The organism is Mycobacterium sp. 1164985.4 (assembly GCF_001668575.1).
Classification (GTDB): Bacteria; Actinomycetota; Actinomycetes; order Mycobacteriales; family Mycobacteriaceae; genus Mycobacterium.
On the sequence record NZ_LZMD01000021.1, the window covers coordinates 1 to 21587 of the forward strand.

Sequence of the window (21587 nt, forward strand, 5' to 3'; positions counted from 1 at the left end):
GCCATAGTTCGTGCCCACGGTTTCGGTTCCTGCCCCCGCTTCGCGAGGGGGCGGAATCGCAGGCCCGTGGGCACGAACTATGGCAAGCTGGCGCTGATGTCACTCGTCGATCCCCGGCAGGTGCCGCCCTACCCACCTCCGCGCTAAACAGCGCCCGAAGCGGAGGTCAGCGGCTGGGTGCGACGCGGCACGGAACCGGCCGACTACGACTCGTTCGGGCTCGTGAAGTACCACTATCTCGCCGACCAGAAAGCGACCGGCGGCGACTACGGGCTGTATCGCGTCGATATCGCACCGAACGGCGGTGGGCCGGGACCACACTTTCACCGCGCGATCTCCGAGGCCTTCTTCGTGCTGTCGGGAACGGTGCGGCTCTACGACGGCGCCGACTGGTTCGATGGCCTCGGCGACCTCACCGACGAAGAGCGCCGAGAGTGGTTCATCCGCAACGACAATTTCTTCATCGAGTGACCAGCCGCGCGGCCAGGTACGGCGCCGTGCGGCTGCCCTTGGCCTGACTCACCTCCTGCGGTGTGCCCGCCGCGACGATGCAGCCGCCGTCATGGCCCGCACCCGGTCCGAGGTCGATCACCCAGTCCGCCCCGACGACCATCCGCATGTCGTGTTCGGCCACCACCACCGTGTTACCCGCGTCGACGAGGCGATGCAGTTGCGCGTCGAGCAGGTCCACATCCGCCGGATGCAGACCCGTCGTCGGCTCGTCGAGTACATAGAGCGTGCGACCACGCCGGGATCGCTGCAGTTCCGAAGCCAGCTTGATGCGTTGGGCTTCCCCGCCGGAGAGTTCGGTGGCCGGCTGCCCCAGACGCAGATAACCGAGCCCTACCTCCCGCAGCGTCGCCAGGCTCCGGGACGCACCGGGGATGTCCTCGAGGAACTGTGAGGCTTCGTCGACGGTCATCGCCAGGACGTCGGCGATGGTGTGGTCGCGGTAGCGCACCCGCAGCGTGGCCTCGTTGTAGCGGGCGCCTCCGCAGGTCGGGCAGGTGGCGTAAGTGCCTGGCAGAAACAGCAATTCGACCGATACGAAGCCCTCGCCCTGACAGGTCTCGCATCGGCCCTCGGCGACGTTGAACGAGAACCGGCCAGCCGTCCAGCCGCGGCGACGCGCCGCCGGCGTCGCGGCGAATTCCCGTCGCACGGCGTCGAACAGGCCGGTGTAGGTCGCCAGCGTCGAGCGCGGGGTGCGCCCGATCGGTCGCTGGTCGACGGCGACCAGCCGGTCGATCACCTCCACGCCCTCGGCGGTCACCCCGATGCTGGCGTCGTGATCCAGGTCGACGATCTCGGCGTCGGAATCGTCGCTGTCGCCGTCGCTTTCGGCCAGGCCCACCGCGCGGCCCAGATGACGATTCACCACATCCCCGAGTACCTTCACAACGAGCGTCGACTTGCCCGATCCGGAAACGCCGGTGACCGCGGTGTAGACGCCCAGCGGCACGTCGACATCCACGTCGCGCAGATTGTGAAAACAGATGCCGCGCAGTCGCAGCCGCGATGACGGTTCGCGCGGTGTCCGCGGTTCGGCCGCCTCGTCGCCGAACAGGTAGCGCCGGGTGATCGACTCGTCGACGTCCTCCAGGCCGTCGACGGGACCGCTGTAGAGCACGCGCCCGCCGAACTCACCAGCGCCGGGTCCCACGTCGACGATCCAGTCGGCCCGGCGCACGACGTCCATGTCGTGTTCGACGATGAACAGCGAATTTCCCGCTCGCCGAAGCCTATCCAGCACATCGAGCAGCGGCTCCGCATCAGCGGGGTGCAGGCCGGCCGACGGCTCGTCCAACACGTAGAGCACCCCGAACAGTCCGGCCCGCAGTTGCGTGGCAAGGCGCAGTCGCTGCAGCTCACCAGGTGACACGGTCGGGGTGCGACGGTTCAGCGTCAGATAACCCAGCCCGAGGTCGATGAGCACCTGGATGCGGGCGACCAGATCGGCGGCGATCATCGTGGCGACCTCGGTGTGCTCACCGGACGCTGTCGACTCGAACGCCGGCGCGGCATCCGTGCGCGACGCGGTCGGTCGGAGCGCGTCAGCGAGTTCGGCCAGCGGCATCGCAACGTAGTCAGCGATGCTGCGACCCGCAAAGGTCACCTTCAGCGCCTCGGGCCGCAGCCCCGATCCGTGGCACACTTCACACTCGACGCTGTCGACGTATTGCAGGACGCGGCGGCGCATCATCGCGCTCTGCGAGTTCGCCAGCGTGTGTCTGACGTGGCGTTCCGCACTCGAGAAGGTCCCGTTGTAGTAGTACTCCGCGGTGACCGGGTGCTGGCTCGGATCGATCTCGACGGTGGGCTGCTCGTCGGTGAACAGGATCCAATCACGTTGGCGTTTCGGCAGTTTGCGCCATGGCTTGTCGATGTCGAACCCCAGCGTGATGAGGATGTCACGCAGGTTCTGGCCCTGCCATGCGCCGGGCCACGCCGCGACGGCGCCCTCGCGGATGGTCAACGAGGGGTCCGGCACGAGCGACTGCTCGGTCACCTCGTGGAGCCGGCCGAGACCGTGACACTTGGGACACGCGCCGACGGCGGTGTTCGGGGAGAACGCGTCGGAGTCGAGTCGTTCGGTGGCGCCGCGCGGGTAGGTCCCGGCGCGGGAGAACAACATCCTCAGCAGGTTGGACAGGGTCGTGACGGTGCCGACCGTGGACCGCGACGTCGCCGTCCCTCGGCGCTGCTGCAGCGCGACGGCAGGCGGCAGCCCGGTGATGTCGTCGACCTTGGGCGCACCGGTGGGCAGGAGCAGGCGCCGCGCGTACGGGGCGACCGACTCGAAGTACCTGCGCTGCGCCTCGGCGTAGATGGTGCCGAACGCCAGCGACGATTTGCCGGATCCGGAGATGCCCGTGAAGGCCACCAGCGCGTCGCGCGGCGCGGCGACGCCGACGCCCCGTAGGTTGTGTACGCGGGTACCGAAGACACGGACGCACGGGTCGATGTCGTCGCTGGGGGGAGTGGGGGTTGCCGACATGGTTGGCGGAGAGTACCCATGTCGCGCCCGGACAAGCATCGTGTTTGCTGCGTGCACTCCTCCAGCGAGCCATCGAGTGCCGTCGGCCGCTCGACGCTCCGGTGCGCATCGGACCCGTAGGCAACCCCGACACACCGGCCGTCCAGCGACACGCCAAGCGAAGATGCGCAGCCGTAATCCGTTGCGCTAGGCTGCTGTCCGATCAGTGAGGAGTCTTTGGGTGCGGGCAGACACAGCGCCCGACACCCAGGCTTTGCGAGGCTGGCAGCGTCGGGCTTTGGTGCGGTATCTTGGCGCCAAACCGCGTGACTTTCTCGCTGTCGCCACCCCCGGGGCGGGTAAGACGACGTTTGCCCTGCGCGTGGCCGGCGAGCTGCTGGCCGACGGGACCGTCGAGCGCATCACCGTCGTCGTACCGACCGAACACCTCAAGATCCAGTGGGCGCTGGCCGCCGCGAGACTCGGCCTGTCGCTGGACCCGAAGTTCTCCAATAGCGCCGCACACCACTCGTCGGAGTACCACGGCGTCGTGGTCACCTACGCCCAGGTGGCCAGCCACCCGACCCGACACCGTGTGCGCACCGAGAACCACCGCACCCTGGTCATCTTCGACGAGATCCACCACGGTGGCGACGCGAAGAGCTGGGGCGAGGCGATGCGCGAGGCGTTCAACGACGCCACCCGCCGGCTGGCGCTGACCGGCACGCCGTTCCGCAGCGACGACAGCCCCATCCCGTTCGTCACCTACGAACCCGACGGCGAGGGGGTGTTGCGCTCACGCGCCGACCACGTCTACGGCTACGCCGACGCGCTCGCCGACGGGGTGGTGCGGCCGGTGGTGTTCATGGCCTACTCCGGGGAGGCGCGGTGGCGTGAGCGCGCCGGCAGCGACGATGTTGTGTACTCCGCGCGGCTCGGTGAACCGCTCAACGCCGAGCAGACCGCGCGGGCGTGGCGCACAGTGCTCAACCCGAACGGCGAGTGGATACCGGCGGTGCTGCAGGCCGCCGACACCCGGCTCTCCCAGTTGCGCAACGGCGGCGTACCCGATGCGGGCGCGATGGTGATCGCATCGGACCAGAAGGCGGCGCGTGCCTACGCCAAGGTGTTGACGACGCTGACCGGGGAGACACCGACGCTCGTCCTGTCCGACGACCCCGGATCGTCGGACCGCATCGCCGAATACGCGGCCGGCACGTCTCGTTGGCTGGTCGCGGTGCGCATGGTCTCCGAGGGCGTCGACGTGCCGCGCCTGGCCGTCGGGGTGTACGCGACTTCGGCGTCCACCCCGCTGTTCTTCGCGCAGGCGATCGGCCGCTACGTCCGGTCCCGTCGGCCCGGTGAGACCGCGAGCATCTTCCTGCCGTCCGTGCCGTCGCTGCTCGACCTGGCCAGCGAGATGGAGGCCCAGCGCGACCACGTGCTCGGCAAGCCGCACCGCGAGTCCCAGGACGACGCGGCGCTCGACGACGCCAACAAGAAAAAGGACGAATCGGCCGAGCTGGACAACGGTTTCGAGATGTTGGGCGCCGACGCCGAACTCGACCAGGTGATCTTCGACGGCTCCTCGTTCGGCACTGCGGCGGCCGTCGGCAGCGAGGACGAGGCCGATTATCTCGGCATCCCCGGCCTGCTCGCCCCCGATCAGATGCGGGACCTGTTGCGGCGCAGGCAGGAAGAGCAATTGACCCGCCAGACCGCCTCGGGCGAGGTCCCCCGCGTCTCGACACACGGCCAACTGCGCGAGCTGCGCAAGGAACTCAACACGTTGGTGTCCATCGCGCACCACCGCACCGGCAAGCCCCACGGGTGGATCCACAAGGAGCTGCGCCGGATCTGCGGTGGGCCGGCCGTCGCGGCAGCCACGACGGATCAGCTGCGAGCCCGCATCGAGGCCGTCCGCAAGCTACAGGCCTAGCCGCCTGCAGCGCCGCGCTCCTCGGCGAGGGTGGCGAGGTTCTTCAGCGAGTTGTCGAGGTGCTGGGGCTCGAAGGGCGGAAACTCGATGTCGCGCATGTGCGGCGCCACGTTCGACCAGTCGTAGGTCAACGTGACCGCGGTTTGTCCAGGCCCGGACGCGTCGAGGTCGTACCGCCAGATCCAGCCGCCCCATTGGAGTTCAGTGCCGTTCATCAGATAGCCCCGCTGCTCAGGGCCCTGGCCCGGCTGCCACGCGATGGCACGCGGCGGGTCGAACACCTCGATGCGGTTGGCCATCTCGTAGTACTTCTCCGGATGGTTGTCGTGGTACATGCCCATCAGGAAGACCTGGCCGATCTCGGTCAGCGGCTTTCCGTCAAGCGGTTCGCGCACCCATCCGGTGCCGTCGATCGCATGGTGCGTCGACGGGTCGGCGAGTACCTCGAAGACGGTCTCGATCGGGGCGTTGACGGTTGTGGTGGCGTGTATGCGTTGTTCGGTCATGTCGATACAGACCGCGGCGACCGCGGAAAGTCATCGCTAAAACACTCCGCAGCCGGCCACCCCGCACGCCATCGAGCTGATCAGCAGGAGCGGCCACAGACCAACCGTGACGACCAGGGCCGCGATGTTGGCGAAGATGGTGAAGTCGCCCGACAGCGCCGCCTCCAGCTGTCCGATCAGCTCGATGTGGAACGCCGCGTACACCACACCGATCACGGTGTAGATCAGAAGGATCCACAACACCACCTCCAGGTAGGTGTTGATCCCCCGCTGCAGCAACATGTGCTGCAACCGCTCCCACATCGATTCCCCTACAGTTCGAGCAGTCGTGGCAAATCCGCCACCGAGTCGATGACGTGGTTTGGCTGCATCGCGAATTCGTCTGCCGCCCAACGGTCCAACGTATCCTGTCGGAATTTGCCGGTGCGCACCAACACGCCGGTCATACCGACCACCTGCGCCGCCAGCACATCGTTGTTGAGGTCGTCGCCGACCATGTACATCTCGTCGGGTTCGACACCGAGGCGGCTCGCCGCGGCCAGGAAACCCTCGGGTGCGGGCTTACCGACCGCCGTCGCCTTCCGTCCGGAGGTCTCCTCCATACCGATCAGGTACATGCCGGTGTCCACGCGCAACCCGTCGGTCGTCGTCCATGCGGTGCTGCGGTGCATCGCGACCACAGGCACGCCCTGCGCCATCCAGTCGTAGACCCACGACAACGTCAGGTGGCTGTACTCCGGGCCAGCACCCCCGAGCAGGACGACGTCCGGGGCCTCCGGCGCGCGCGGACCGCTGAACTCGTGGGAGTAGACGATGTCGATGCCCGGCATGTCCTCGGCGATCTGCCCGTTGTTGACCAGAAAGCAGCGCGCGTCCGGATACCGGTCGCGGACGTACTGCGCGGTCAGCACCGCGGCGGTGATGACCTCGTCAGGCCGGACCGACATACCCGCCTCGGTGAGCAGTTCGGCGATCTGCACGCGGGTCTTGGTCGTCGTGTTGGTCAGGTACGCGCAGGCAATCTGGTTGTCGTTCAACGTCCGGACGGTCCGCGCCGCACCCTCGATGGGCTGCCACGAGGTCACCAGCACGCCATCGATGTCGAACAGCACCCCACCGATAGACATGGCCCCGACAGTAAACGGCGGATGCGCCAGCGCAAATCGTGGAGCCTCGGTGGATTCGAGTAGTCGACTACGCTAGTGCGCCGCGAGCGGCCGTCGAAAACTATCCCTTACCAGGGCCGATACCGGCCACGGATGTCGAGGTGAGGGGTGGACGATGCCAGTCGTAGGCGAACGAGCGGTGGTTCTCGGCGCGAGCATGGCAGGCATGCTGGCCGCCAGGGTGCTCGCAGACAGCTACCGGACCGTGACCGTGGTGGAGCGGGACGCGCTGCCGACCGGACCCACGCCGAGGCGTGGAGTCCCTCAGGGCAGGTTGATCCACGCCCTGCTCGCGCGCGGGGCCCAGGTGCTCGACGAGCTGATGCCGGGCATTCTCGACGAACTCGTCGAAGACGGTGCCATCAGGTGGGACGGCGATTACTCCAGGCTCTGCTTCACGCCCGGTGGTCATCGACTCGTGCAATCGGGCCGGTGCCCGTCCCCCGACTCGATGCCTTTCTACTTCCAGAGCCGGCCGTTTCTGGATTGGCATGTGCTGCGGCGCATGCGCGAGATTCCCAACGTGACGATCGTGGAGCGCCACGACGTGGTCTCCCTGGCGGCAACCCCCGACCGCAACCGGATCACGGGCGTCGACGTGATCGACCGCGACACCCGCGAGGTGACGATGCTGGACGCCGACCTAGTCGTCGACGCGACCGGGCGTGGCTCCCGCACACCGCTGTTCCTCGAGCAGTTGGGTTATGACCGGCCGCCGGTGGACGAAGTAGTCGTGCAATTGGCCTACGCCTGCCAGCCGGTGCGCATCAAGCCCGGCGCGCTCGCGGAACACTTCATCGCGCTCATGCCGGAGCACGGTAGGCCCCGGATGTTTGCGACCGCGTGCTTCGAGAACGACGCGACGATGTTCGCGATCGGGGCCATGGCCGGCCACCCGGTGCCGGACACGTCCGATGAAATGCGTGATTTCGTCGCCGATTTCGTGCCCCCGAACGTGCTGGCGGCCCTCGCCGACGCCGAACCGCTTGGACCCGTGGTGAATTACCGGGTGCCGTCCAACCGCTGGCGCCGCTACGACAAGTTGCGCCGGCTACCCGACGGGCTCCTGGTGCTCGGCGACGCGGTGTGCAGCTTCAATCCAATCTACGGGCAGGGCATGACCGTTGCGGCCGTTGAGGCCACCGTGCTGCGCGACTGCCTGCAGCGCGGCGACAGGAATCTGGCCCGCCGCTTCTTCCGATCCAGCGTCAAGCCGATCCGCATCGCCTGGCAGACCGCCGTCGGATCGGATCTGGCGTTGCCCGAAGTCGAGGGGACTGTGCCGCTGTCGATACGGCTTAGCAACGCGTACCTGGACCGTGTATTGACGGCGTGCGAAACGGACGAGGCGGTCACGCTCCGGTTCCTTCGCGTCCTCGGGATGCTGGACCCGCCGACGAAACTCTTCTCGCCCTCGATCATGCGACGGGTGCTGCGAGGCCGGCAGCCCCACTACCGCCGCGACCACTCATTGTCGCCCACCCACGGCGAGGCCTCGGCCGCGATCGACCACGCCAGCTCGGTGGGCACATCTATCACCTGATAGTGCTTGACCCCGGCGGCTGTCGCGGCAACCAGCGTCGCCACCCCGGCACGCCGCTGCATCCACGTCTGGCGCACCGTCCATCCGATGATGCCCGTGGCCTCGATGCAGTCGCGACGACGTTGCAGGCTGCCGGTGCGCGCGACCAGCCACCCGTCTCCCACGCGGTGTCCCAACGACCGTGAGCGGTCGACCGCCAGCATTGCGCAGCAACCGGTGATGACGGCCCACAGCACCCACCCCCATGCCGGCGTCGGCGCCGCCAGCAGCACCACCGCGGCAACCGCGGGCATCACCATCGCCCGCGTCCACCGTCTGCGACTCGCGACCGCCCCGTGCGCACGAAGCGGACCCGTCACCGCGTCGGGCCTTTCGATCAGATCGGTCAACACGTCGTCGGCCGTGCGCTTGGGGCAGGGCGGCAACAACAACGACGACTCACCCTCTCCCCCGACGCCGGTCATGACCGCATCGAGGCGGGCGCCGCCGAACAGCCGGACCAGCAACGGTTCCCGAAGTGTGCCGCCGCGCATGCGGCGCATGTCGAAGGTGTGCTCACGGACGCGCAGCAACCCATACCGCAGGTGCAGCACCTCGAAGTCACGCCGCAACTCGAGGTTTCCGTAGGTCACCAACGACTGCAGCACCGACAGCACGACGGAGGCCAGCAGAAGCACCACAACGCCGGCCGCGATGCTGGCCGCGGTGCCGAAGCTCCTTGCCGTTTCGACCCACGACTGGGCCAGCCGCGAATCCTGCACGCCGCTTTCGGCACCCACCTGATACACCACTCCCGCAGCGGCGGCGATCATCGCGAGCCCGGTGAAACTCAGGGGGCTGTAACGCAACCACGACGGCCTCCACCGGGCCAGCACCCGCCCGGGGGCCGACGGCTTGTCCTCCTCGACCGTCAAGGATTCGGCCAGCAGCAACGCGCGCAGCGGGCCGACCTGGTCGCTGGGTACGGCGTCGAGCGCGAACGCGGCGTCCCCCCTGGCTTCCCGGCCGGTGCTGACCCGCAACACCGTCAACCCCAGCAATCGGTGCAGCAGGCGGGCGTCAGTGGACACCGACCGAATCCTGTTGCGCGGCACCGAAAGCTCCTTGCGCTGCAGAACGCCGGTGCGCAACTGCACGTCGCGCGGCCCGATGCGATACGTCGTGGTGAACCAGCGGGCCAGGCCGAACGCCACCGTGATTCCCAGCGCCGCGAAGGCCAGCACCGGATTCCCGGTCGCCGAGCCGAGCAACAGTGTGCCGACGATGACGGGGATCTGGCGGACCACCTCATGCACCGGATGCACCAGCAGCATCCGGGGGCTGAGGCGCTGCCACATCTGGCCGGGCGGTGGATACCCCCAGCCGGGGCCCGTCCCGCTCGTCATGTCGCGTCCTCGGCGCCCAGCGCGGCGATGTCGGTGAGCCTGGCGACGACCGCATCGGCGACGTCGGCGTCCAGCGCGATGATGCGCACCGCGCCCGCCGACGACGCGGTCGTCACGGTGACGTTCGCGAGCCCGAACAACCGGTCCAGCGGTCCGCGCTCGGTGTCGACGGTCTGCACGCGCGAGATCGGCGCGATGCGGCGCTCCTGCGTCAACCAGCCGGTGCGGGTGTACACCGCGCGTGGGTCGACGTCCCACCGGTGCACCCGGTACCTCCACCACGGGACCACCACGACGAACAGGACGATGCCGAGCAGCGTGCCGAGCGCCGCGAGCGCGTGCACCCACCACGGGTGCGAATCCACCGCGAACCAGACCAGCTGCGCGAACGCCAGCATCGACCACGGGATCGCCGCGCCGATCGCCCACACCAGCGGCGCCTTGCGGCTCGGTCTGTTCGCGGGGTCGACAAGATCGGTCATCAGTCGTCCAGCCTAGGTAACCGCGAGTCGGTCGGCCGCTGAGTATGTTGATCGACATGGGCAGCAAGTGGACCGCGGCCGACATACCCGACCAGTCCGGGCGGACCGCGATCGTGACCGGAGCGAACAGCGGGCTCGGCTATGACACCGCGGCCGCCTTGGCGGCCAAGGGCGCGCAGGTGGTGCTCGCGGTGCGCAACCTCGACAAGGGCAACGAGGCCGTCGACCGCATCAGGAAGTCGACCCCCAACGCCGCGGTCAGTCTGACCGAACTCGACCTGTCGTCGCTCGGCAGCGTCCGCAGGGCCGCCGACGAACTGCGCGCCGCGCATCCCCGTATCGATCTGCTCATCAACAATGCCGGCGTGATGTATGTGCCGAACCGCGAGACCACCAAAGACGGCTTCGAGATGCAGTTCGGCACCAATCATCTCGGCCATTTCGCGCTGACCGGCCTGCTACTCGAGAACCTCCTGACCGTCGAGGGGTCACGCGTCGTGACGGTCAGCAGCGTCGGCCATCGCATCCTGGCCCGAATCCGCTTCGAGGATCCGCATTTCGAGACCGGATACAACCGGGTGCGCGCCTACGGCCAGTCGAAGCTGGCCAACCTGATGTTCACCTACGAACTACAGCGCCGCCTCGCGGCCAAAGGCGCTCCGACCATCGCGGCCGCCGCGCATCCTGGCCTCTCCGACACCGAACTGATGCGCTACATGCCCGCTTTCATCCCCGACTTCGTGTGGAAGTTCGCGGCCCAACCGCCGGACAAGGGCGCACTGCCGACCCTTCGCGCGGCCACCGACCAGGGCGTGCAAGGCGGACAGTACTACGGGCCCGACGGGATCGGCGAAGTGACGGGGAATCCGAAACTCGTTGCCTCCAGCGCACAATCGCACGACGAAGACATTCAGCACCGATTGTGGACCATGTCCGAGGAGCTGACCGGCGTCACGTATCCCGTCTGATGCGGACCGTCGATGAGCACCAGCGCGTCGTCGCCGCGCTGATCAACGCCCGCCCGCCCGTCGGCGTCCAGATCGCCGACGCTCTTGGACTCGTGCTCGCCGAGGACGTGGTCGCGCCGTTGTCCCTGCCGGGTTTCGACAACTCGGCGATGGACGGCTACGCCGTGATCGCCGACGACGTCGCATCGGCGACGCCCGAGAGCCCGGTCAACCTGCCCGTCTCCGAGGACATCCCGGCCGGGCGCACCGACGTTCTGACGCTGAAACCCGGTACAGCGCACCGGATCATGACCGGGGCGATGTTGCCGTCCGGCACGACGGCGGTGGTGCCGGTGGAGGCGACGAACGCGGCGACCGACACCGTGGAGATCCGCGCGGCCGCGAAGAGCGGCCAGCACATACGGCGCGCCGGTGAAGACGTCACGGCCGGAACGGCGGTGCTGCGCGCGGGTCAGACCGTCACGCCGGCCGCGCTCGGTTTGGCCGCCGCCCTGGGGCTCGCTGAGCTGACGGTGATACCGCGACAACGAGTGCTGGTGATGTCGACCGGCACCGAACTGGTCGCGCCGGGCACACCCCTGGCGCCCGGCCAGATCTACGAGTCGAACGCAGTCATGCTCGCCGCTGCATTGCGCGACGCCGGCGCCGACGTCGTGGCCTCCCCCATGACCGGTGACGACGTCGACTCGTTCCGCGCGGCCCTCGCGACACACACCGGGGACGCCGACCTGATCATCACGACCGGTGGGGTGAGCGCGGGCGCCTACGAAGTCGTCAAGGACGCACTCGCGGGAGCCGTGGAATTCGTCAAGGTGGCCATGCAGCCCGGTATGCCGCAGGGCTGCGGGGTCGTCGACGGAACCCCGATCGTGACGCTGCCGGGAAACCCGGTCAGCGCGCTGGTGTCCTTCGAGGTGTTCCTGCGCGCCCCGCTGCGCGCAGCGATGGGCCTGCCGAACCCCGGCAGGCCGCGACGCACAGCCGAGCTGACCGAGGACCTCACCTCACCACGCGGGAAACGGCAGTTCCGCAGGGGTGTGCTCGACGCCGACGCCGGGACCGTGACCAGCTACGGGCCCCCTGCATCGCACCACTTGCGCTGGTTGGCGTCGGCGAACTGCCTGTTGGAGATCGCCGAGGACGTCGACGCGCTGCCGGCCGGGTCACCCGTCCAGGTGTGGGACCTGACCTGAACCCGCCCCGTAGAATCGCTGCACGATGGCCAGACGCCCCGACCTGAAATCCGGCCCCGCGCGGCTCCTGGCGCTGGCCCGGACCACGATTCCCCCGATGCACCCCGCCGGACTGCCGTTCGTCGGCGCGAGCCTGGCGGTGGCCGCGCTCGGGCACCGCAACCGGTGGGTGCGTGGCACCGCCCTGGCGTCGGCCGCGGCCAATGCGTTGTTCTTCCGCCACCCGCCGCGTGTGCCGCCGACCCGCCCCAACCTCGTCGTCGCTCCCGCCGACGGCCTGATCTGCCTCATCGAGGAGGCGTTGCCGCCGGCCGAACTCGGTTTGCCCGCAACGCCGTTGCCGCGCATCAGCATCTTCCTGTCGATCTTCGACGCGCATGTGCAGCGTGCCCCGATAGGCGGTGAGGTCGTCGCCGTCGAGCACCGCCCGGGCCTGTTCGGTTCGGCCGAACTGGAAGCCGCCAGCGAGGACAACGAGCGCAACAGCGTGCGCATCCGCACCGCCGACGGCGTCGAGGTGATTGCCGTGCAGATCGCCGGCCTGGTGGCGCGGCGCATCGTGTGCGAGGCGAAGGTCGGCGACAAGCTGGAGATCAGCCAGACCTACGGGTTGATCCGTTACGGCTCGCGCCTCGACACCTACCTGCCCGCAGGGTCGAACATCCTGGTGACGACCGGCCAGCGGGCGGTGGCGGGCGAGACGGTATTGGCCGAAATCGGGCCCGATGTCGCCGGCCGGGCGGCTCCCGCACCCGATGTCGCCGGCCGGGCGGCTTCGCGATGATCCGGCCCCGCATCAAACGTTCCGTCGTCAGCCTGCGGATCCTGCCCAGCGCGATGACCGTCGCGGCAATCTGTCTCGGCCTGAGCGCGGTCAAGATGGCCCTGGACAACCGGCCGACGGAGTCGATGGCGTTCCTGGCGGTTGCCGCGATTCTCGATGCGCTCGACGGTCGCATCGCGCGTGCGCTCAAGGCGACCTCGCGCATGGGTGAGGAGATCGATTCGCTCGCCGACGCGGTCAACTTCGGTGTCGCGCCCGCGTTCATCGTCTACGGCACTCTGCTGTCGCAGTCGCAGATCGGGTGGATCGTCGTGCTGGTGTACGCGGTGTGCATCGTGCTGCGCCTGGCCCGGTTCAACGCGATGCTCGACGTCGACAAACCGGACTACGAGAAGAAGTACTTCGTGGGCATGCCCGCCCCGGCCGGCGCGATCGGCGCCATCGGTCCGCTGGCGGCCAAGATGCAGTTCGGCGAAGGTTGGTGGACCTCCGAACCCGCGGTGGTCATCTGGATGCTCGGCGTCTCACTGCTGGTCGTCAGCACGATTCCGATGCGCAAGATCCACACGTTCTCGGTGCCGCCCAACATGGTCGCGCCGCTACTGGCCCTCGTGGCGATCGGCGTAGCGGCCGCAATCCTCTACGGCTACCTGGTGATCCTGATCATCATCGCCGCCTACGTCGTACACATCCCGTTCGCCATCCGCACCCGCCGCTTCCTCGCCGCGCATCCGGAGGTCTGGGACGACAAACCACGCCAGCAGCGCGCCGCCCGACGGGCCATCCGCAGGGCCCAACCACACCGCCGATCGGTGATGCGGCTCGGGTTGCGCAGGCCCGGTTCCGGGCATGACTGAGCTGCAGTCCGACCGACCGGGTCCCCGGCAGCAGCTCACGCTGACCGCACGGCTGAATACCTCGGCACTCGATTCACGCAGGGGCGTCGTCCGCCTGCACCCGGAAGCCATTGCCGCGCTGGGCATTCGCGAATGGGATGCGGTGTCGCTGACCGGTTCGCGCACCACCGCCGCCGTCGTCGGCGCGGCGCCTGACGGCGTACCGGCGGGCACCGCGCTGCTCGACGACGTCACGCTGTCCAACGCCGGGTTGCGTGAGGACACGACCGTTCTCGTCGCCCCGGCGACCGTTTACGGTGCGCGGTCGGTGACGCTGACCGGTTCGAGGCTCGCCAGCCAATCCATCTCACCGGCCACCCTTCGACAAGCGTTGCTGGGCAAGGTGATGACGGTCGGTGACACGGTGTCGCTGCTGCCCCGAGAGTTGGGTCCCGACATCCCGACCTCGCGCGCGACGGCGGCACTCGCCTCGTCGGTGGGCATCACCTGGACCTCTGAACTGTTGACGGTGACCGGTACCGATCCCGCCGGACCCGTGAGCGTGCAACCCAATTCGGCGGTGTGCTGGAGCGACGGTTCTCCCGTCGGCTCCATCGCGACGGCCCCCGACACGACGCCCGGTCAGGTGGTGGTGACCGGGCCGGAGAAATCGCAACCGGCGCTCGGCATCGACGACCTCAAGGGGTCGCAGGCCGAGGCGCAGCGCCTCACCGAATGGCTCAAGCTCGCACTCGACCAGCCTGAGCTGCTCGAAACCCTGGGTGCCACAGCAAATCTGGGGGTCCTGGTGTCCGGGCCCGCCGGTGTGGGCAAGGCGGCGCTGGTGCGCGCGGTGTGCGCCGACCGGCGACTGGTCGAGCTCGACGGGCCGGAGGTCGGCTCGCTGCGGGCCGAGGACCGGCTGGCGAGCGTGGCGTCGGCGGTGGCCACCGTCCGCGACGGAGGCGGGGTGCTGCTGATCACCGACGTCGACGCGCTGCTGCCGTCCACGGTTGAGCCGGTGGCCACGTTGATCCTCAACGAACTGCGCACCGCGGTCGAAACGCGGGGTGTGGCCTTCGTCGCCACGTCGCAACAGCCCGACAACGTCGACGCACGGTTGCGGGCACCCGATCTGTGCGACCGCGAACTCGGGCTCAGCCTGCCGGACGGCGCGATCCGCAAGCAACTGCTCGAGGTACTGCTGCGCGACGTCCCGGCCAAGGAGCTCAAACTCAACGAGATCGCCGATCGCACACCGGGATTCGTGGTCGCCGACCTCGCCGCGCTGGTTCGTGAGGCCGCAATGCGGGCCGCGGCGCGGGCCAGCGCCGACGGTGAGCCACCCGCCCTCACCCAGGACGATCTGCTGGGCGCGACGACCGTGATCCGCCCGCTGTCGCGGTCGGCCACCGAGGAGGTGTCCGTCGGGTCGGTGACGCTCGAGGATGTCGGCGACATGGTCGACACGAAGCAGGCACTCACCGAGGCGGTGCTGTGGCCGCTGCAGCACCCTGACACGTTCGCCCGGCTCGGCGTCGCCCCGCCCCGCGGTGTACTGCTCTATGGCCCGCCGGGGTGCGGCAAGACGTTCGTGGTGCGCGCACTGGCCAGTTCGGGACGGTTGTCGGTGCACGCGGTCAAGGGCGCGGAACTGATGGACAAATGGGTCGGCTCGTCGGAGAAGGCCGTGCGCGAACTGTTCCGCCGCGCCCGCGACTCGGCGCCGTCCCTGGTGTTCCTCGACGAGATCGACGCGCTCGCGCCGCGCCGCGGTCAGAGCTTCGACTCCGGGGTCACCGACCGCGTGGTCGCGGCGCTGCTCACCGAGCTCGACGGCATTGAACCGCTGCGCGACGTGGTGGTCCTCGGCGCGACGAACCGGCCCGATCTGATCGACCCGGCGCTGCTGCGCCCCGGCCGGCTGGAGAAGCTGGTGTTCGTCGAACCGCCCGACGCCGATGCCCGTCGCGAGATCCTGCGCACCGCGGGCAAGTCGATACCGCTGGCCTCCGAGGGAGAACAGGCCGTCGACCTCGACGCATTGGCCGGTGAACTCGAGGGGTACAGCGCCGCCGACTGCGTCGCGCTGCTGCGGGAGGCCGCGCTGACCGCGATGCGGCGCTCGATCGATGCCGCCGACGTCACCGCCGCCGATGTCGCGGCCGCCCGCGAGGCGGTGCGACCGTCGCTCGACGCCGCGCAGGTGGAGTCGCTGCGCGCATTTTCGGCCGCCCGCTGAAGTAGATCTTGACAATGACTAGTTGCATCGGCACACTCGGAATAACTTGCCATTGTCAAGATCGAGGGGAGGTCGCCATGCCCGCCATCGCACCCGTCGTCCGCGCGGGAGACCCGGACCGGGAGAAGACCGCTGACGTGCTCGGTCTGGCCCTGACGCAGGGCTACCTCGGAATGCCCGAGTACGAGGCCCGGTTACAGGCCGCGTTCGCCGCGACCACCCGCCAGGAACTGCACGGGCTCACCGCCGACCTGCCCGTCGAGCGCCTACGGCGCAACGATCCGCGCCGCCGGGAGGCCCGCAGGAGGATGGCCCGCCGCGGTGTGCAGGTGCACCTGGCCGGTTACCTGACCATGGTCGCGATCGTGCTGACGGTGTGGTTGGCCGTCGCCCTGACCGCCGGCGCGTGGTACTTCTGGCCCATCTGGCCGATCCTCGGCGCTGGCATCGGACTGCTCGGCCACGCTCTTCCGGTGCGGTACGCGCTCCCACGGGCGCCCCGCCGAGGCGGTCACGGTTCGATCAGGCCGGCGCGAATCACGTAGCGGGTCAACAAGACAAGGCGCACAAGGCTGGTCTTGGCCAGCAGCACAGTGTGTTTCACGACCGCGAGGCCTTGCTGACCTCGACTCAGGCGAGCCAGCGGGGCGCGGCGGCGGTCATCTGGGCCGCGTCGGGAATCCGGTCGCTCGCCCACGCCACGTAGCCGTCCGGGCGCACCAGAACCGCGTCGGGAAGGCGCGAACCGGCGCCGACGGCACGGACGACGCCGGCCATATCCACGTCCACCGAGGCTGCTGTCACCAGAACAAACTTCTGCTCGCGCAGGAGTTCGTAGATGCGTGTACCGCCGCAGTCGAAATCCGGCATCCGTCGGCCGACCATTCGATGCTCGCCCTGGGCGTGCGGATAAGCGATGCCGATGCCGCTGAGCCGTTCGGCGATATAGCGTTTCGTACGGGGGACGCGGGTCAACGCGCCCACGGCGACCCTCTGCGCGAACCGCTGAACCGGCGAACGGCCGAGCACCAGTTCGTTGAATGCGTCGGTGAGTCGAAGCACCGACTCGCCGACGGGATGTCGCTCGCCGCCGTAGCCGTCCAGCAGCCACGGCGGTGCCGAGCCCCGCACCGCAGCCGCCATTTTCCATCCCAGGTTCATCGCATCCCCGATACCGGTGTTCATGCCCTGACCGCCAAGCGGTGAGTGGACATGTGCGGCGTCCCCGGCCAGAAACACCCGGCCCCTGCGGTAGTGGCTGGCCTGTTTGCGCTCACTGAGAAACCTTGAACTCCAACGCATCTCGTTCATTCCGTAGTCGTCGTCCGCGATGCGGCCGAAGGAACCTCGGATCTCGTCGAACGTCACCGGCTCAGAGAGCGGCGCCTGCTCCCGCGTTCGGTCCCAGGCGATGGCGCGGAACCAACCGTCACCGAACGGAATCATCAAAACCGCGCCGCGGCCGTTGAACACACCGGTCAGGGTGTCGCCCGGTGCCCTCGCAAGCTGGACGTCGGCCAGCAGGATGTGCGTTTCGTACTGCTTACCGATGAAGTCGATGCCGACCGCGGTCCGCACGGTGCTGTGGGCGCCGTCGCACCCGACGACGTACTGGGCCCGCACCGACGACCCGTCGGCGCACCGGACCGTCACCCCCTCGTCGTCCTGAGCGAGCCCGGTCACCGCGGCGCCGCGCACGATGGGCACGCCAAGCTCGTCGGCGCGGGACTGCAACACCTGTTCGGTGCCGCTCTGCGGAACGATCAACAGCATCGCGAAGCGACTGTCGAGCGCGCCCAGATTCATGGTCGCTCCGCCCGGCGGCGCGAACTCTCGGACCGGCACACCCCGCGGCAGCAAATCCTCCGCGAGGCCGCGCGCGTCCAGCAGTTCCAAGGTGCGGGCATGCACCGCGAACGCTCTAGTGATGTTGGGTTTCGAGGTCCGTTCCTCGAGCAACTGCACGGCGGCTCCGCCCAGCGCGAGCTCACACGCCAGCATCAATCCCGTCGGACCGGCGCCGACCACCACGACGTCGGTGGTGCCCACGACGCGGCATCGTAGCGCCGATCGTCCCCCGTAGAATGAAGATCACCGAAAGCCTTACTCGGCTGACACCCCGACCATCAGTTCTCCGGTTGGCGGCCGCGTGCTGACCAACCCAACCGATCGGAGTGCCCTGCTCGCCGTCCTGCTCGCTCACGCGGTCGCCACCGCGCTAGCGCCCCTGCTCGTCCATAGGTGGGGGCGCAATGCCTTCTATCCGCTGGCGCTGGTGCCGCTGGCATCCTTGGTCTGGGTGATGCTGAACTGGCCGTCCGCCGGCCGGGCCGGCACCGTCGACGTGCAGTGGGTGCCCGAGCTGTGGATGAACATCACCCTGCGCTTCGACACGCTCGCCGCGATCATGAGCGTGCTGGTGCTCGGCATCGGTGCGCTGGTGCTCCTCTACTGCGCCGACTACTTCCGGCACCACGACGGCCGCATCGAGAACCGGCTGCCGAGCTTCGCCGCCGAACTGGTTGCGTTCTCCGGCGCGATGTTCGGGCTGGTCACCAGCGACAACCTGCTGGTGCTCTACGTGTTCTGGGAGATCACCTCGGTGCTCTCCTTCCTCCTGGTCGGACACTACGCCGAACGGCTCACCAGCCGACGCGCCGCGACGCAGGCGCTGCTGGTCACCACGTTCGGCGGCCTGGCGATGCTGGTCGGCATCATCGTGCTCGGCAATCTGGCCGGCACCTATCTGCTCTCCGAACTGCTCGCCTCCCCACCGGGCGGGGTGGCCGCGGCGGTCGGGCTGGTGCTCGTTCTGGTCGGCGCCCTGTCGAAGTCGGCGATCGTGCCGCTGCACTTCTGGCTGCCGGGCGCGATGGCCGCGCCCACCCCGGTGAGCGCGTACCTGCACGCCGCGGCGATGGTCAAGGCGGGCGTCTACTTGATCGCGCGGATGAGCCCCGGCTTCGCCGACTCCCCGGTATGGAAACCGATCGTCGTCACCCTCGGCCTGCTCACCATGCTGCTGGCGGGCTGGCGTGCGGTGCGCGAATACGACCTGAAGTTGATCCTGGCCTTCGGGACGGTGAGCCAGCTGGGGCTGATCACGGTGATGGTGGGCACCGGCGGTGCCGACATGATGCTCGCCGGGCTCGCGATGCTGGTGGCACACGCCATGTTCAAGGCGGCGCTGTTCATGGTCGTCGGCATCATCGACCACGCCACGGGCACCCGCGACATCCGCCGGTTGGCCTGGCTGGGCGACAAGGCGCGACCGCTGCTGGTCATCGCCGTCGGCGCGTCGGCCAGCATGGCGGCGCTGCCCCCGTTCTTCGGCTTCGTCGCCAAAGAAGCCGATTTCGAAACCGTGCTGCACAGCCCAACGCTCGGTGCTTTCGCGCCGGTCGTGCTGGCGGGCATCGTGCTCGGCTCGGTGTTCACGACCATCTACAGCCTGCGTTTTCTGTTCGGCGCGTTCGCCCGCAAGGGGCATTCGCACCCCAGCACCCGCGTCGCCGAGATGCACCGCCCCGAGCGCACGTTCATGATCGCGCCGGGTGTCCTCGCGGCGGCCGGCCTGGCCTTCGGGATCTGGCCCCTCGGAATCGGCGACGTCCTCGAGGGGTACGCCGACACCGTGCCCGGCGGCAACAACGAGTACCACCTCGCCCTGTGGCACGGCGTCAACCTGACGCTGCTGTTGTCGGTACTGGTGATCGCCACCGGCGTCGTCGCCTTCATCGGACGCGAGCGGTTGCGCCGGTTCCGCACGGTGCACGAACCGCTCGGCAACGCCGACCATGTGTACGACGCCGTCGTGCGCAGGCTCGACCTGTGGTCAGTGGAGCTCACCGCGATCACGCAGCGCGGCTCGATCCCGGCGACCCAGTCGGCGATCCTGTCGACGCTGGTGCTGGTGCCGACGATCGTGCTGGCGCTGGGCGCGCGGGACCGCCCGGAGTTCAAGCTGTGGGGCTCACCGCTGCAAGTGGTGATCGGTCTGATCATCCTGGCCGCCGCACTGGGGGCGCTGGTGATGCGCAACCGCCTCGCGGCGGTGCTGCTCGTCGGCGTGACGGGATACGGCTGTGGTGCGATCTTCGCGCTGCACGGCGCACCCGACCTGGCGCTGACCCAGTTCCTGGTCGAGACGTTGACGCTCGTGGTGTTCGTCCTGGTGCTGCGCACGCTGCCCGCCGAGGCCGACCGGCTCCACATCCGGCGGTACCGGTGGCCGCGAGCCGTGCTGGCACTCGCCGTCGGTGCGACCGTGACCACCACGGCCGTGTATGCGATGGCCGCACGCACCGGAGTCCCGATCGCGGCGCTGATCCCCGACGCGGCCTACTACCGCGGCCACGGCGCCAACGCCGTCAACGTCCTGCTGGTCGACATCCGCGCCTGGGACACCATGGGCGAGGTCATGGTGCTGCTGGTGGCAGCGACCGGCGTCGCGTCAATGGTGTTCCGGCACAGACGATTCGGGGCGCCACCGCGGGTGGCCGACGCCGGTCAGCCCGACATCGGACGGCTGCCCGCGATCGTGAACACCAGCCCGGCGGCCGGTGAGATCACCTGGCTGCGAGGCAGCGAGCTACGCGACCCGCGGCACCGGTCGCTGATCCTCGAGGTGGCGACGCGGGTCATCTTCCCGCTGATCATGGTGCTCTCGGCGTACTTCTTCTTCGCGGGACACAACACCCCGGGCGGCGGGTTCGCCGGCGGATTGACGGCCGGGCTCGCGCTGGTGCTGCGATACCTCGCCGGTGGACGTTACGAACTCGGTGAGACGCTGCCGCTGGACGCGGGCAAGATCCTCGGCGCGGGGCTGACTCTGGCCGCGGGCACCGCGGTCGCGTCGCTTCTGGTGGGCGCGCCCGCGCTCTCGTCGGCGCTGATCGAGGTCGACGTGCCGGTGTTGGGCACCGTCAAGTTCGTCACCGCGTTGTTCTTCGACCTCGGCGTGTACCTCATCGTCGTGGGGCTGGTGCTCGATGTGCTGCGCAGCCTCGGCGCCCGCATCGACGTCGAACTCGGCCAGGAACAGGGGACGGCGGTGAGCTCGCAATGACGACCTCGCTCGTGCCGCTCGTCCTGCTCGGCGGCCTCACCAGCGCCGGGGTGTACCTGCTGCTCGAACGCAACCTGACGCGAATGCTGCTCGGGCTGTTGTTGATCGGCAACGCGATCAACCTGCTCATCCTCATCGCCGGCGGCCCGTCCGGTAACCCACCGATCCGGGGCCGCACCAGCGACGGCCGGACCACCACCGCAGATCCGTTGGCGCAGGGCATGATCCTGACCGCGATCGTCATCACGATGGGCATCGCGGCGTTCGTGCTGGCGATGGCCTACCGGACCTATCGGTTGACCACCGAAGAGGAAGTGGGCGACGACCCGGAGGACGCGAAGGTCTCCGAGCTGGCCGCCAAAGACACCGCCGCCGTCGAGGAGGACCGCCCCCAACCCGAAGCCGCGCGCGACACCGACGCACCCGACGAGCTGGACGCGTTGCCCGGATACGAGGGTTCGAAGTGATCCGGATGCAACGAGCGAAGGCGGACCGCGC

17 protein-coding genes and 1 pseudogene are annotated in these 21587 nt (G+C 68.8%); 11 read left to right on the forward strand and 7 right to left on the reverse strand.

The features are described 5' to 3' along the window. Positions 1 to 96: 96 nt before the first annotated feature. Positions 97 to 471: pseudogene (locus A5650_RS02540) on the forward strand (cupin domain-containing protein). Here the strand turns inward: A5650_RS02540 and A5650_RS02545 are convergent. Beyond that, entirely contained in the window at positions 461 to 2998 is a 2538-nt protein-coding gene (locus A5650_RS02545; protein WP_067285967.1) for an excinuclease ABC subunit UvrA, read from the reverse strand. The pseudogene A5650_RS02540 and the gene A5650_RS02545 sit on opposite strands and share 11 nt — an antisense overlap. 220 nt (positions 2999 to 3218) lie before the next feature. Here A5650_RS02545 and A5650_RS02550 point away from each other — a divergent pair, with 220 nt between their 5' ends. Then, complete coding sequence (locus A5650_RS02550) at positions 3219 to 4916, forward strand: DEAD/DEAH box helicase (protein ID WP_067285969.1); 1698 nt, start codon at positions 3219 to 3221, stop codon at positions 4914 to 4916. On the opposite strand, the gene A5650_RS02555 is transcribed toward A5650_RS02550, so the two are convergent. The 3 genes from A5650_RS02555 to A5650_RS02565 are packed head-to-tail and all read right to left on the reverse strand — an operon-like array spanning position 4913 to position 6549. Continuing rightward, on the reverse strand, positions 4913 to 5422 hold the full coding sequence (locus tag A5650_RS02555) for an SRPBCC family protein (protein ID WP_067285971.1): 510 nt from the start codon (positions 5420 to 5422) through the stop codon (positions 4913 to 4915). The two genes, A5650_RS02550 and A5650_RS02555, sit on opposite strands and share 4 nt — an antisense overlap. Before the next feature lie 36 nt (positions 5423 to 5458). Further along, positions 5459 to 5725, reverse strand: coding sequence for an addiction module protein (locus A5650_RS02560; RefSeq protein WP_067285973.1), 267 nt, complete (start codon positions 5723 to 5725; stop codon positions 5459 to 5461). Between the two features lie 8 nt (positions 5726 to 5733). Then, a complete protein-coding gene (locus A5650_RS02565) occupies positions 5734 to 6549 on the reverse strand; it encodes an HAD-IIA family hydrolase (protein WP_067285975.1) in 816 nt (271 codons plus the stop codon). Positions 6550 to 6703: 154 nt separating this feature from the next. Between A5650_RS02565 and A5650_RS02570 the strand changes: the two genes are divergently transcribed. Further along, a complete protein-coding gene (locus A5650_RS02570) occupies positions 6704 to 8131 on the forward strand; it encodes an FAD-dependent oxidoreductase (RefSeq protein WP_082950576.1) in 1428 nt (475 codons plus the stop codon). Here A5650_RS02570 and A5650_RS02575 read toward each other — a convergent pair. Together A5650_RS02575 and A5650_RS02580 are read right to left on the reverse strand one after the other, a co-directional pair. Continuing rightward, a complete protein-coding gene (locus tag A5650_RS02575; protein WP_067285979.1) occupies positions 8041 to 9516 on the reverse strand; it encodes a PH domain-containing protein in 1476 nt (491 codons plus the stop codon). The two genes, A5650_RS02570 and A5650_RS02575, sit on opposite strands and share 91 nt — an antisense overlap. Continuing rightward, positions 9513 to 9998 (reverse strand): PH domain-containing protein, encoded by a 486-nt coding sequence (locus A5650_RS02580; RefSeq protein WP_067285981.1) that lies wholly within the window; start codon positions 9996 to 9998, stop codon positions 9513 to 9515. Before A5650_RS02580 ends, A5650_RS02575 begins: the two co-directional genes overlap by 4 nt. Positions 9999 to 10054: 56 nt before the next feature. Here A5650_RS02580 and A5650_RS02585 point away from each other — a divergent pair, with 56 nt between their 5' ends. From A5650_RS02585 to A5650_RS02610, 6 genes are all read left to right on the forward strand, one after another. Continuing rightward, positions 10055 to 10966, forward strand: a complete 912-nt coding sequence (locus A5650_RS02585; protein ID WP_067286167.1) for an SDR family NAD(P)-dependent oxidoreductase — start codon at positions 10055 to 10057, stop codon at positions 10964 to 10966. Next, positions 10966 to 12159, forward strand: a complete 1194-nt coding sequence (gene moeA / locus A5650_RS02590; RefSeq protein ID WP_067285983.1) for a molybdopterin molybdotransferase MoeA — start codon at positions 10966 to 10968, stop codon at positions 12157 to 12159. Before A5650_RS02585 ends, moeA begins: the two co-directional genes overlap by 1 nt. A gap of 25 nt (positions 12160 to 12184) precedes the next feature. Continuing rightward, on the forward strand, positions 12185 to 12943 hold the full coding sequence (locus A5650_RS02595) for a phosphatidylserine decarboxylase (protein WP_082950577.1): 759 nt from the start codon (positions 12185 to 12187) through the stop codon (positions 12941 to 12943). Continuing rightward, positions 12940 to 13800, forward strand: coding sequence for a CDP-diacylglycerol--serine O-phosphatidyltransferase (pssA, locus tag A5650_RS02600; protein WP_067285985.1), 861 nt, complete (start codon positions 12940 to 12942; stop codon positions 13798 to 13800). The genes A5650_RS02595 and pssA overlap by 4 nt, the downstream gene beginning before the upstream one ends. Beyond that, positions 13793 to 16021, forward strand: coding sequence for an AAA family ATPase (locus tag A5650_RS02605; RefSeq protein ID WP_067285987.1), 2229 nt, complete (start codon positions 13793 to 13795; stop codon positions 16019 to 16021). Before pssA ends, A5650_RS02605 begins: the two co-directional genes overlap by 8 nt. 77 nt (positions 16022 to 16098) lie before the next feature. Beyond that, positions 16099 to 16566: a DUF1707 domain-containing protein gene (locus A5650_RS02610; RefSeq protein ID WP_067285989.1), complete on the forward strand. Its 468-nt coding sequence runs from the start codon at positions 16099 to 16101 to the stop codon at positions 16564 to 16566. Positions 16567 to 16651: 85 nt separating this feature from the next. Here A5650_RS02610 and A5650_RS02615 read toward each other — a convergent pair whose 3' ends face one another. Further along, on the reverse strand, positions 16652 to 18070 hold the full coding sequence (locus A5650_RS02615; protein ID WP_082950578.1) for an FAD-dependent monooxygenase: 1419 nt from the start codon (positions 18068 to 18070) through the stop codon (positions 16652 to 16654). A gap of 130 nt (positions 18071 to 18200) precedes the next feature. Here A5650_RS02615 and A5650_RS02620 point away from each other — a divergent pair, with 130 nt between their 5' ends. Both A5650_RS02620 and A5650_RS02625 read left to right on the forward strand, forming a co-directional pair. Further along, positions 18201 to 21089: a Na+/H+ antiporter subunit A gene (locus A5650_RS02620; protein ID WP_067286176.1), complete on the forward strand. Its 2889-nt coding sequence runs from the start codon at positions 18201 to 18203 to the stop codon at positions 21087 to 21089. Next, complete coding sequence (locus A5650_RS02625) at positions 21086 to 21556, forward strand: Na(+)/H(+) antiporter subunit C (RefSeq protein WP_067285992.1); 471 nt, start codon at positions 21086 to 21088, stop codon at positions 21554 to 21556. The genes A5650_RS02620 and A5650_RS02625 overlap by 4 nt, the downstream gene beginning before the upstream one ends. Positions 21557 to 21587 lie beyond the last annotated feature (31 nt).

Bases quoted from the DNA above. Each gene is read 5' to 3' on its own strand.
- A5650_RS02575 (WP_067285979.1), bottom strand. From the start codon at position 9,516: ATGACGAGCGGGACGGGCCCCGGCTGGGGGTATCCACCGCCCGGCCAG.
- A5650_RS02545 (WP_067285967.1), bottom strand. From the start codon at position 2,998: ATGTCGGCAACCCCCACTCCCCCCAGCGACGACATCGACCCGTGCGTC.
- A5650_RS02580 (WP_067285981.1), bottom strand. From the start codon at position 9,998: ATGACCGATCTTGTCGACCCCGCGAACAGACCGAGCCGCAAGGCGCCG.
- A5650_RS02625 (WP_067285992.1), top strand. From the start codon at position 21,086: ATGACGACCTCGCTCGTGCCGCTCGTCCTGCTCGGCGGCCTCACCAGC.
- A5650_RS02605 (WP_067285987.1), top strand. From the start codon at position 13,793: ATGACTGAGCTGCAGTCCGACCGACCGGGTCCCCGGCAGCAGCTCACG.
- A5650_RS02570 (WP_082950576.1), top strand. From the start codon at position 6,704: ATGCCAGTCGTAGGCGAACGAGCGGTGGTTCTCGGCGCGAGCATGGCA.
- A5650_RS02565 (WP_067285975.1), bottom strand. From the start codon at position 6,549: ATGTCTATCGGTGGGGTGCTGTTCGACATCGATGGCGTGCTGGTGACC.
- A5650_RS02595 (WP_082950577.1), top strand. From the start codon at position 12,185: ATGGCCAGACGCCCCGACCTGAAATCCGGCCCCGCGCGGCTCCTGGCG.
- A5650_RS02555 (WP_067285971.1), bottom strand. From the start codon at position 5,422: ATGACCGAACAACGCATACACGCCACCACAACCGTCAACGCCCCGATC.
- pssA (WP_067285985.1), top strand. From the start codon at position 12,940: ATGATCCGGCCCCGCATCAAACGTTCCGTCGTCAGCCTGCGGATCCTG.
- A5650_RS02610 (WP_067285989.1), top strand. From the start codon at position 16,099: ATGCCCGCCATCGCACCCGTCGTCCGCGCGGGAGACCCGGACCGGGAG.
- moeA (WP_067285983.1), top strand. From the start codon at position 10,966: ATGCGGACCGTCGATGAGCACCAGCGCGTCGTCGCCGCGCTGATCAAC.
- A5650_RS02585 (WP_067286167.1), top strand. From the start codon at position 10,055: ATGGGCAGCAAGTGGACCGCGGCCGACATACCCGACCAGTCCGGGCGG.
- A5650_RS02560 (WP_067285973.1), bottom strand. From the start codon at position 5,725: ATGTGGGAGCGGTTGCAGCACATGTTGCTGCAGCGGGGGATCAACACC.